This is a genomic window from Antrihabitans spumae, assembly GCF_043944905.1.
Lineage (GTDB): Bacteria > Actinomycetota > Actinomycetes > Mycobacteriales > Mycobacteriaceae > Antrihabitans > Antrihabitans spumae.
This window is the reverse complement of record NZ_JBIMSN010000054.1, coordinates 1-11296: the sequence shown is the minus strand read 5'-3', so window position 1 is coordinate 11296 and position 11296 is coordinate 1. Positions and strand designations below refer to the sequence as shown.

Annotated in this window: 9 protein-coding genes and 2 pseudogenes; 8 read left to right on the top strand and 3 right to left on the bottom strand. The window is 60.1% G+C overall.

The genetic code is table 11. From position 1 onward, the window contains the following. Positions 1-26 precede the first annotated feature (26 nt). On the bottom strand, positions 27-653 hold the full coding sequence (locus ACHIRB_RS12665; protein WP_395126560.1) for a hypothetical protein: 627 nt from the start codon (positions 651-653) through the stop codon (positions 27-29). Positions 654-2005: 1352 nt separating this feature from the next. On the opposite strand from ACHIRB_RS12665, the pseudogene ACHIRB_RS12660 reads away from it, so the two are divergent. Beyond that, positions 2006-2317, top strand: a pseudogene (locus tag ACHIRB_RS12660) (GNAT family N-acetyltransferase); the annotation flags it as partial. A 59-nt stretch (positions 2318-2376) separates the two neighbouring features. Further along, positions 2377-2541, top strand: coding sequence for a GNAT family N-acetyltransferase (locus ACHIRB_RS12655; protein ID WP_395126565.1), 165 nt, complete (start codon positions 2377-2379; stop codon positions 2539-2541). 538 nt (positions 2542-3079) lie between these two features. Here ACHIRB_RS12655 and ACHIRB_RS12650 read toward each other — a convergent pair. Continuing rightward, complete coding sequence (locus ACHIRB_RS12650) at positions 3080-3307, bottom strand: zinc-binding dehydrogenase (protein ID WP_395126562.1); 228 nt, start codon at positions 3305-3307, stop codon at positions 3080-3082. Between the two features lie 163 nt (positions 3308-3470). Beyond that, positions 3471-4205, bottom strand: coding sequence for a tyrosine-type recombinase/integrase (locus ACHIRB_RS12645; protein WP_395126561.1), 735 nt, complete (start codon positions 4203-4205; stop codon positions 3471-3473). On the opposite strand from ACHIRB_RS12645, the gene ACHIRB_RS12640 reads away from it, so the two are divergent. From ACHIRB_RS12640 to ACHIRB_RS12615, 6 genes and pseudogenes are all read left to right on the top strand, one after another. Beyond that, positions 4153-4482 (top strand): hypothetical protein, encoded by a 330-nt coding sequence (locus ACHIRB_RS12640; protein WP_395126563.1) that lies wholly within the window; start codon positions 4153-4155, stop codon positions 4480-4482. The genes ACHIRB_RS12645 and ACHIRB_RS12640 overlap by 53 nt on opposite strands. A 742-nt stretch (positions 4483-5224) precedes the next feature. Then, positions 5225-6207, top strand: a pseudogene (locus tag ACHIRB_RS12635) (tyrosine-type recombinase/integrase). Continuing rightward, positions 6204-6539 carry a helix-turn-helix domain-containing protein gene (locus ACHIRB_RS12630; RefSeq protein WP_395126559.1) on the top strand — a complete coding sequence of 112 codons (336 nt, stop codon included), beginning with the start codon at positions 6204-6206 and terminating at the stop codon, positions 6537-6539. The pseudogene ACHIRB_RS12635 and the gene ACHIRB_RS12630 overlap by 4 nt, the downstream one beginning before the upstream one ends. 367 nt (positions 6540-6906) lie before the next feature. Next, on the top strand, positions 6907-8031 hold the full coding sequence (locus tag ACHIRB_RS12625) for a recombinase XerD (RefSeq protein WP_395126558.1): 1125 nt from the start codon (positions 6907-6909) through the stop codon (positions 8029-8031). After that, positions 8028-10769: a hypothetical protein gene (locus ACHIRB_RS12620; protein WP_395126557.1), complete on the top strand. Its 2742-nt coding sequence runs from the start codon at positions 8028-8030 to the stop codon at positions 10767-10769. The genes ACHIRB_RS12625 and ACHIRB_RS12620 overlap by 4 nt, the downstream gene beginning before the upstream one ends. Positions 10770-10834: 65 nt before the next feature. Beyond that, positions 10835-11266 carry a hypothetical protein gene (locus tag ACHIRB_RS12615; protein WP_395126556.1) on the top strand — a complete coding sequence of 144 codons (432 nt, stop codon included), beginning with the start codon at positions 10835-10837 and terminating at the stop codon, positions 11264-11266. The last annotated feature ends 30 nt before the right edge of the window (positions 11267-11296 follow it).

The window sequence follows — 11296 nt, the reverse complement described above, 5'->3', positions numbered from 1 at the left end:
CACCTTTCTTCATGAATGACACAGTCTCAGACTGAATTACGGTGAAAGCCGGAGGCTAGCCTCTGTCGGATCGGGCGATGTGGTAGTGGGGTGCTCAGCATATTGATCATGTAGTCCGAGCAAAACTCGGTGAGTGGGCCATAAGTGACGTCACTGGCGTAAGCAAGCTGCCGAGTGGGTGCGTTCATTCCCTCATGGATGTCGCGGGCTTCAAGGCCGAGAAAGCTATAGAGCGCCGCCAATTTTGCGAAGTCGTCCGTCGAGGTTTGCTCGTCTATCGCAATGACGTGAACACCGGCGCCTGAAAGCGCACGAAGGTATGCCACTGCCACGCAGACGAGGTCCGGTTCGTCGTCCTCGTGCGTAAGTTCTACCCCCCCGCCTATATGGATCGCGCACGCGGCCGCTAGTTGAGAAGTGGAGATGGACCTTGATAAAACACGATTTGACGCCTCGGCAACGAGGGCAAAGGCATCCCTTAACAGCTCATCCAGAGACTCGTGGGCATTCGCATGTCGCTTCTGGAGTTCAATCGTCTTGTGTCGAAGCTTGTGATCGGGCCAGGTACTCATGGCTCGTGCGTCGCTCTCGACCGTTTTGGTGAGGGTGCGGAGTCCTTGGATAAGTTGTTGACGGCGGCGGCGTTGGAACACAGGCTGATCTTTCCTTAGATTCCTCCGTTTCCGGATGGCGATGGGCCAACTCGACGGCAACCGGCGGTTCGCATCGCTCGTTCGGAACGAGAGATTCACGCGTATCTACGCCCTCGAGGTCGACACCCTGCAACCGGGCGTCGCTCGGCGCGCGCGAACAACCGCCGCACCACAGTCCGGCCCGATCGATAGCTTCCCCGCCCCGTACCGGAATCAGCTCACGATTCCGGCGGACACGCACGTCCCGGCACCGTCGGAGGCTTGAAAGATGGGGCACTGAGGCCGAAATTCGGCCATTTGCAAGCCGAGCGCGGAGCCAGAGCGCCCGGCGCGAGAGCCTGACTGCGGCTGCGGCGAAGGCAAAGGTCATGAGAGGTTGCCAAACGTGTCAAATCAGACAAATTGGACGGGGAGTTCACCAATCGGCGGGCCTCGGACAACGAACCGAGCGCGGCAATGTGGGCACACTTTGGGGGCATCCGCGGGCACGCCTATTTGCAGGTGCAGCTCCTATGATTTCGTCGACTCCTGGGCCGAAAGTGTTTCGGCGCGTCGTGGGGTAGTTGCAGCGAGGTGATGTGATCAGGATCGTCCGCGGCGCACGATGTCCGTGAGCAGTTCCGGCAGGTTGGTGAGGTCGGGCCACATGCTGTATCGACCAACTCATCGACGTCAGAACCTCTCGTTGCGTGCCAGATTCACACGCTAGAGGCTGCCGTTGCGGCAGCGTCAACAGCGAGGCAATGGCGATTCTGCTAAACACCGCAAGACGGCGATATGTGCACTCACCGCGGCCGCCCGCGGGGAGGAGCGTTTGGTCGATGTGCCCGATGCGACGCGCACGCCAATCCAGAGCACCAGGTCGCGGGCCGCGTCGGATTCTCCTTGCGGGTCGATGACTTTCAAACCGAGTATGGTCGGATATTTTCCGGCGGAGTTGAATTGGTGACCGAACCCCGCGCAGAGCAGTATGGACGTATTGCGGTCTTCCTCGACGTTTCCGGAAACCGATGGGACCTTCTTGGCCCGGACCGTCCATAGCCTGCACAGACGACGTGGCAGAGCGGCGAAAGATCCACGAGCAAGCCGGGTGTCGTCCGGCACGCTCGACGGCACGGTCGAATCAACCTCCGGCCCCATCGATATCTGCCCTGCGCCGTACCGGAATCAGCTCACGATCCGGTGGATACGCACGTTCCGCCGCCGGCGGAGGCTTGAACGACCAGGTCCTATGACGAGTGTCGCGCGCCTAAAGGTTTGTGCGAGAAAGGATTCCGTTTCTGTCGACGTGACAACTTCGGCGGTCCTGTCGGCGGAAGGACCGCACCTGCGCCGGTGAGAGAGTTGCTGTCATGGCACCTGGAGCGACCCCGGGCCGCGAGGTTGAACTCGAGACGAGTCGCCTGCTGCTCAGACCTTGGCGGGTAGCCGAGGCTGTCGTCCAGCGTGAGCTGTGGACCGAACGCGATCCACGAGTTCCGCCGCACCGCCGAATCGACGCGGATGGACACCCCACCGTCGCAGAGCTCGAGGAATCGATCCGTACCAACCAGCCATCGTCTACCGGCTTGCTGGCGGTCGAGCGAAAGGCCGCTCACTACGTCGTCGGCTACTGCGGGCTGGTCGACAGCGGACGAGGTGTGGAAGGGGAACCGGAGCTGGCGTTCGAGATGCTTCGCCGAGTGTGGTGTCGGGGATATGCGACCGAGGCGTCGTTGGCGGTTTGGACAGGGCGAGATCGTCCGGGTACGAACGGCTGTGGGCCACGGTCTGGGACTGGAACACCGCATCTCGCCGCGTGCTGGCCAAGGTCGGGTTCGCAGAGACCGATCGGATGAAAGTGGACGCGGTCTACGGGACCACCCTGTTCACCAAGATACAGCTCTGACACCCCCGTGTTGGCGGCGCCGAACTGCGATCTTTTCCGCGGGTTCGGTGTTGGATGGCTGCCAATTTCGCAATCCGCTCTCCTTTGATACTTCTGGGAACCGTCGAGATCTCCTGGGTCCGGCCTGATGACGATCGCGCAGTGTTGGAGAATCCTTCGACGAAGCCACTGGAAGCGCCGTAACGCTCGCGTCGCTCCTGCGAACCGGACTCGTTCGCGCACTGAGAACGCAACGCGTGGACATCCGCGGCCAGGTAACACTGGCAGGGAGTCAATACGAACATCCCTTTCGCGCTGCGGTTTTCGATCTGCTCGTGCGCGAATCGTGCAACGGGACGACGGTATCGACGAGAGGTGTGAATTCACCGTGTGCGGCAATCGCGAGGATTTCGGTGCGGGCCGCTGCGACCCGTGACAGCCAGGCCGGACCTCAGCAGCCGGAGAGGGGTGAGCCCGCGAGCGAGCAGATCTTGCGACGAGATGGCCGCGGGTTGTCCGCTAAGCAGCCCGTAGAACTGCATTCTGCCCACGCGCGGGGTCATCGAGTCCAGGACCCTGGCACGGTATCTACTCCGATGGACTCGAACACCACATCGATCATGTTGTCGTTCAACATGTCTCGCATGAGGCCAGGCCGCTCGATATCAGTGTGATCCAACACGGGATCGGCACCGAGGTGTCGAGCGCGCTCACGGTTGAGCGGACTACCGGCGGTCGCGATGATCCTGGATGCGCCACGTTGTTTGGCGAGTTGGGTGAGGGGTATCCACCTACTCCTGTTCCGCCCGCTTCGATGAGATTAGCGGCATTTGTGCAACGCTGTTGCACAAATTGGCCAGGGTCAGATGCAACCCGCCAGCAGCACGATTTGAACTGGCTTTAGGAAAGCTAACAATACAAAGTTGAAGTTCTGCACGACAAACTCACCGTCAGCTGGATGGTGGGTCACCGCGTTGATCGACGGCATCCGATTCGGCTACGACCAGGCGATAGATCGGGTTGAGTGCTGCCGCCGGCCGTGTTTCGACGCCAGCTCCTGAGACGTACCTCTGCGCGGTTGCCATCGACTCGTGGCCGAGGAGCTTCATAAGCGTGTAAACGCTGACTTTCTGATTCGCAAGCGCAGTTGCATAGGTATGCCGCAAACCGTGAACCAACGCACCTTTTTCGCGTTGTCCGTCCACCCCAGCTCGTCGGTACAGACGACGTACGCGGTATTGCAGAGTGCCCCGCGTGATCCGATCACCCGTTGTGCCGACGAACAGGGGAGACGTGGGTTCCCATGACGAAAGTTTTGCGCCTGGCCTTCGCCTGGACGTCGACAAACGAGCGTGACGCTCAGATCTGCTTCCCAGATAGCGCTCGAGAATGACGACCAGTCCGCTCTCGACAGGGACGTGCCGATCCTTGTTTCCTTTTCCTCTTACATGGAGGACGGCGCTTCCGTCATCGACGATGCGGACTTGACCGACATTTAGCTGTATCAGTTCCTCGGAACGTAACCCAGTGAGGAGCACCGTTAGAACAATGGCGCGATCCCGTTCAGGCCACGAGTTTCGGCCAACATCGTCCTTGTCGAGCGCCGCAAGCACCGTCGAAACCGTCTCGATCGTGAGGGCTTTCGGCAACGTCCTGTCGACCTTTGGCCGACCGACCGACGGCATCGGGTTAGCCGGAATGACGTCGTCGTTGTACAGGTGGGTGCAAAGTACGTTCCACGTCGACCAGCATCGACGGATCGACGCAGCAGAGTGGGATCGCGCGAATTGGGCGAATGCGCTGCGCATCGCGGATTTCGTCAACTGGTCCGGCTGTAAACCGGAGATCGCACGGTCTGTCAGCAATGAGGCAATCCCAACGAAGTCCTGCCGGTATGCCTTGATGGTGTGCTTGGCGGGTTTGCGGGTGCTGCGGTCGATCAAGAAGCACGGTTATCCATGAAACGTGGCCATTCAACACCTGAGTATGGGAGTCCGCCGGGCGAGCGGAACGCAGCAGCGAGCATCGACAAGGAGGGGAGGGCCGATCTCAAATTGTGCAGCGGCCCGCTGCACAATTTGGCCAGCGGCCAAGGCTGATATCGATGTCGTAGATACGGCAAATCGTGCAAGCGCTCTTGCACAATTGCCCGAGACATGTCGATGTGGGCGTGAAGAGGCTACGACAGACTGGCCGCAAAACGTCACAGTGACGTTTTGAGGTCCGGCAACGGCCATCGGCGACTAGCCGAGTCGAGCAGTCGATCGCACGCGACGCCGCAGGCAGCTCTCATCTAGTACTGAATTTTCGCTACAGATCGGACAACTCTCACGTTAAACCGGACTCCTGCCAACATTTCCCGGATCGGACAACAGCCTGAGCACGACGAGTTCTCGCCGAATGCATTTCGTCTTTTTTTTCGCCGATAATCAACATTATGTCAACTAAAACACTGCGTATTGCATCAGATGAATCAACGGCTCTCCCGGTATCGGATGCCGCGCCAGCGGGGCCTCAAGCTGGAATCACCCTTTGACCTGCAGCAATCCGCCCGATTGGTGGACTCGCGTTGCCGATGCCGACCCAACTGGTCCGCGACACGTCCGCAGACGTGCGCCAACTCGATCCCGTGACCAGCATCGATATGCTTATGATGCATTCGCCGAATCAATGATTCATCGGATGAGACGGGTTGGAGGCCTCGTTGGCGGTCGACAAGAGCGGTCGCGTGTGGTTGGTCGAGTCGGTCGAACCCCTGCATCCGGAGGAGCAGACGATCGCGGAAATGCTCACTGGTTGGCGAAATCAACAGTTGTGTCGCAACCTCCGACTCGACACGATCAACCAGCGAGAGAAGCTGGTGAACCGCTTCCTCGCCTACACCAACGAGTTCCCCTGGACCTGGACGCCGTCGATGGTCGACGAGTTCTTCGGTGATCTGCGAGGGGTGCACCACGCGAAACACACGACGATGCGCGCCTACCAAAATGCCCTGCGCATGTTCTGCTCGTACGTCAGCGATCCCGACTACGGATGGGATCGGGTGTGTGAACACAGGTTCGATAAACACCCGGTTCAGGTGTTCTTCGCGGCCGCAAGGGGTGGCTGCCGGCCTACCGAGATACGGTGATGTTCAAGGTTGCGTACTCGTATGGCCTGCGGTTCAACGAGTTACGCCACCTCCAGACGGTCGACTTCGCGAAGAACCCTCATGCCCGCGAGTTCGGCCGCCACGGCGTGGTGCACGTGCGCTACGGCAAGGCCAAACGCGGATCGCCGCACAAGAGACGCAGCATCCTGACAGTCTTCGACTGGACCCCCGAGGTTCTCACCGACTGGCTCGCCAACGGCCAGCCACACCTCGACGACGGGATCGATCTGTTCCCCAGCGAGCGCGGCGTTCTGCTATCGGAGACGACACTCATACGCCGTCTCCGACGATATTGCGATGAGCTCGGGCTGTCGGAGGGTTTGGATCTTCACTCGCTCCGCCGCTCGTATGCGACGCACTTGATCGAGGATGGCTGGGATCCGATGTTTGTCCAGCAGCAAATGGGCCACGAACACGCGAGCACGACCTCGCTCTACACCTGCGTATCGAGTGATTTCCGTACTCGGACCCTGCGCCGCGCGCTGGATGCCACGATCGCCGACGCACTGGCGATCGACGAAGGAGGATTGTCATGAAGCGCCAGGTCGATTACACGTGGCGGCTGGCCGAGTTGATGGCCGCACGCGGCATGCATAACACCACTGACCTCATGCCACTGTTGCTTGAGCGAGGAATTGATTTGTCGCGCCCGCAGGTCTACCGGTTGGTGAAGGAACGCCCCGAGCGGGTGTCGCTGCACATGATGGCTGCCCTGTGCGACATCTTCGCTTGCGGGATCGAAGACCTCGTCACTGTCACCGCGACGGACGCACGGCGCAAGAAGGTGTCGTCCTCCTCTCCCAATGTCGTTGAGTTGAACAAGGCTGTCCGACCACGTAGAGCACGGGTGATCACCGATGGCTATTGAAGTCCGGCGCCGGAACACTGTGCGCGGCAGACCGCGTACGACCGGCGACTTCACCTGCGATCGGTGCGGCAGGCCGGCAGGCCGGCCAAGAGCGCGTTGGCCGGAAGGACGCATTTGCGGAATCTGTTTTCACGATGCCATGCGGACATATGGATTCTGTCCGAGTTGCAGCTTCGAACGGATGCTCCCCGGCCGCATCAACGGCGAACCTGCCTGTGTCGACTGCGCCGGCATTCCCGACGACTTCCATTGCGTAGGTTGCGGAGCTGAGGCCGAACACTACCGCCGCCCAGGACTATGCGCCCGCTGCGCGCTACGCACGGACCTCACCGTCCTCATGGTTAACGACGCCGCCGACCCGTCCGCTATGACTACGCTCGTCGACGCCTTCTACTCAGCTCACCGACCGGAAAGCATCTTGACTTGGAAGCGCTCCGACGAAGTGCAAGATATTTTGCGCCGCTTGGCAACCGGCGCGATACCGCTGACCCACGAGGGCCTTGACGGCGAAGGTGACGGGCACCGAGTACGGCATCTCCGCAGTCTCCTCGAGCACCACGGCCTCATTCCCGAGCGGGATCGTTACCTCGCTCGATTCGAGGACTGGATCGACGTGAAGCTGGACGCGATCGACGACCCCGCGGTCCGCAAGCCGGTCGAACAATTCGCGACATGGCACCACTTACGACGAGTACGCGCACTCTCGGCATCCGACAAGCCGACCCGCGGACCCGTTCACGCGTCGAAGCAGGACATCACCGAGACCATCAAGTTCCTGACCTGGCTACACGAGACCTACGGCCGCACGGTCGAAAACTGCCGCCAGGGCGACGTCGACGAGTGGCTCGTCACCGGACCCACCACCCGACATCTCATCCGCACATTCTTCGTCTGGGCCAAGGCCAGCCGCATCAACAAGACCATCACCATCGGACACCGCCAAGCCAAGACAGTCCGCACATGCACCCAGGACCAGCGCCTGCGGTGGCTACGCGAACTCATCACCGGCACAGCCGAATCCCGTCCCTACCGCGTAGCCGGAATCCTGCTCCTGCTCTACGCACAACCCCTCGTCAAGATCGCGTCACTGCAGACCACCGACATCGTCATCGCGCCCGACGAACTACGCCTTGCCCTCGGCAACGAACCGGTCCCAGTGCCAGCTCCATTCGCCGACCTGCTGAACGAACACCTCACACACCGGCCGAACCTCCGCACCACCGCCGGCACTGCCAGCGACTGGCTCTTTCCGGGCTACCGGCCCGGCACTCACCTGCACCCGAACACCCTCATGGACCGCATCCGCAGCCTCGGCGTCGACCTCCTGGGCGCCCGCAACGCCGCCCTGCGGGCACTCGTCACAGAAGTTCCACCACCGCTCGTCGCCGAAATGCTCGGCTACATCTACCAAGTCGCGCATCGCCACGCTGAACTCGCTGCAAACCCATACGCACGCTACGCGGCCACTGGATCAGAAGGAACACGAGAATGACTGCGGGTGGCGGCACTATTGCCGCGTACGGACTTCGGTATCAGTACATGATCACGATCGAGCGGTTCCTTCGCCACATGCGCGCCAACCTCAGCCTTCTTCCGAGAACCGACCTCCTCGTCGAGCCTGTTGTTCTGCAAGCAGGCGACGAATCAGATGACATCGTCGACTTCGGCCTTGTCGTCGACGACATCCATTCTCATCACTACCAAGTGAAATCATCGCTGGCCCCTGCAGAAAACCCTTTGACGCCTGCACCCGCGCGCGAGGTCCTCAATCGGCTGCATGCGAACCCCGCAACACATTCTGCGCTCTATACAAATAAGCCACTTTCGCCGATGCTCGCCAACTCTGTGGCCGTCGATACCGGTTCTGCGCTGCCCGACGGCGTCCTGATGTATCGATGGCCACCTGATGATAGCGAAGTGGATGCATCTGCGTATCCCGCGATATACGTGGACAGCCGAAGCGAACACGAAATCAGACAGTCCATATGCGCGCTCATCCGTGAATTTCGGAAAGATCGTCAGCTCAGCCAAGGCGATTTGACCTGCAATTCGCTGGTGTCTGTCTTGCTCGAAAGTATCTTCTCGGCTGCTGCATCTAACGCACCGCAACGGATCACTGCTCTGGAGTTTATCGAGCTTCTGGCCATGCCGGATGTAAGGATCGCTCAAGTCGTCGGTGGGTTCGATTGGGGGCGCGTGGTGGCCAATATCCCCCACTACGCATCTACGGCGCCGCGCATCGGCTACCTCGATCAATTGCATGGCATTCGTCCAGGTGACACGTCGATGACGCCGCCGCGTGTCGTCTTGGTCGGTCACACTGGAGCAGGAAAGTCTGTAATTGCCGCGGACTATTGCCACGTCGACGCAGCATCGTTTGCATTCATCTGCTGGTTCGATTGTCGTGACCTTGACTATATCGAGAGCCAAGCGATGGATCTATTTGTGCAGCTAACCAACGACAAAATCAGGCCGGACGGTGACGTTGCGCTCGCATTTGCTGGCGCGCTCAGCGGTCACCCCGGTCCATGGCTGCTCGTCCTCGACGGCGTCATTGAACGACCTGAAATTGAACGATACCTCCCGACGCGCGGACATGGCACCATTCTCATCACGAGCACGAACGCACTCGGCTGGTGGCCCGACGCAACAGTCATTGAGGTCGGCGAATTCACACTTGCGGAAGGCATCTCATGCTTTCGCGCATATTCTGGTATCAGCGGCGAAGCGTCCGACGAAGTGGTTGGTGACGTCGTCAACATACTCGGGAGAGTTCCTCTCGCCGTTTCGATGGCTGGCATTTACTTTGCGAACGCCGAAGGCGACATCACAGAACTTTCCGACCAGTACTTTTCTGACCTTGCAGCACTCGACGATACGCTTTCAATTCCCCAAGGTTTTAACCAGACAGCGTTCAAGGCCATCCGGCATGCTGTTGCGAAGCTCGGAAAGCGGGACCCCGCAAGTCATGGAACAAGCGCCCGCGCAGTTCTCGAAGTCGGCTGTCTACTTGCACCCGAGCAGATACCGCTCAACCTCGTGCTACCTGCAACGACGGAAGAGGTTTCGATCGACGTCGCACACCCACCGCCGCCCGTTGAGGTCGAACCCGCCTGGCGCCGCGGTGTAGTAGCTGTCCTGCGAACACAATCGATTGCAAGCCGGCGGCTGCGACCAGACGTGCCGCGCAGTCCGACCAACGACACAATCAACATTCACCCACTGATCCACCAGATTCTGCAGACCTCACGCCTGAAGACAGTGCCGCTCGGAGTCCTTCAGCAGGATGCCACCGTCTTCATGCACTTCCTGCGAGGGTGGCTCGGTTCCTTGCGTGCGATGGGCGACTTCCTAGGAACCGACCAGATCCGAATGCACGCTGAGGCAGTACTTGCCGTCGTCGGCGAGCATGAACCTCTGTCGTCACCATCGCCGCAGCGTCGTCGCGTCTACCTCTATACGAAGGCGCTGCTACTCCTGGAACTGAGCACGTGCCATGCGAGTAGGCGACGGTACGAACAATCGCTTCAACTTGCAGTAGCGGCAGGAAGGACCCTGGACTTTGTCAGCGACGAGCCGGCGGCACGTGCACTCACCGTCCCATTGCTGACCAACATGATTCACGACCTCTCATTCCTGCAAGCACCAGTCCAGGTGCTGGAGGTCCCCGCCGGCATGGCAGTTGGCGGCATAACCGCGCTCGTCTCAGACCCCCGTGAGTCATACCAAGACATCGGCTACACGTTTGCCGGTGACCTTCGGCTGTGGCTCACCCGCACGTCGGAATGCCGATCGGCGCAGTCACTCCACCCGTATGTTCAAACATTGCAAGAGATCATGGACAGCGACCCGCGGGCGGCCGCCCGGCCAGCGGCAACAAATACGAAGATCAACGAGCTCTACGAAGCTGGGAATTTCCACGAACTCGGTGAACTCGTCATAAGTTTGCTTGGGAATGCCGATCCGAGCGAGAGAATCGGACTTAGCGCCCTACAATCTGTTGCCGACCTGCACACAGGCAACTTCGACCGCGCGATCGAAAACACTCAGCAGATCATCGATCTAGAGCTACCAGCAGGTTATCTACAACACGAAGTGGTCGAGGCACTCTCCAAGATTCGGCGTGAGATCTACCACCTCCGCGTTAGCCCAGATGTCGCTATTGATCCTCGGTTGGTCACGGTGCTCGCCGCAATCGAGGTGCGTCTCGAAGAGCTTGCCGACAGCTAGTTGTTCTCGTCACGGCGGACCTGCCAGCCCCGATGATCTACGCTATCGACCCAGACGGAGGGAACATGGTCGACGGAGACAGCGATGCTGACGATGCACGGGGAGTCGCAGCCTGGTCTCGGCTGATGCACATCGGTGCTCACGAAAGAGACACCAGCACCCGCCCCGAACTTGCCGAACTCGGCGTCGATGAAGTGCACCGCGTCTGCGTCCGAGCATGGAAGTACAGCCGCAACGACTTCGAACCGGATACGTGGGTAGAAGTTAGACGCAGCCAATGGCGCGAAACGTGCGCGCTCGCCGGATCAATCGCCGAATCGCTCATGCTCGGAAGTGCGGCCTACGTCGAGGCTGTCTGGCACGAACGAGCCATTAGCGCTGAGACAGAGCCTGCCGGCATGGCCCTCGCTCAGCGCTACCTTGCCGATGGTGCGATAGATGATTGGCGTGCCCCCGGTAAACGGGACCAACTTGTTTTAGAGTCTTGTTGCCCGTGACCTGGGCGGATAGGACGATGAACACCATGG

Excerpts from the sequence above, each read along its gene's own strand:
- ACHIRB_RS12645 (WP_395126561.1), bottom strand. The coding sequence starts at position 4,205 with ATGCCGTCGGTCGGTCGGCCAAAGGTCGACAGGACGTTGCCGAAAGCC.
- ACHIRB_RS12630 (WP_395126559.1), top strand. The coding sequence starts at position 6,204 with ATGAAGCGCCAGGTCGATTACACGTGGCGGCTGGCCGAGTTGATGGCC.
- ACHIRB_RS12625 (WP_395126558.1), top strand. The coding sequence starts at position 6,907 with ATGACTACGCTCGTCGACGCCTTCTACTCAGCTCACCGACCGGAAAGC.
- ACHIRB_RS12620 (WP_395126557.1), top strand. The coding sequence starts at position 8,028 with ATGACTGCGGGTGGCGGCACTATTGCCGCGTACGGACTTCGGTATCAG.
- ACHIRB_RS12615 (WP_395126556.1), top strand. The coding sequence starts at position 10,835 with ATGGTCGACGGAGACAGCGATGCTGACGATGCACGGGGAGTCGCAGCC.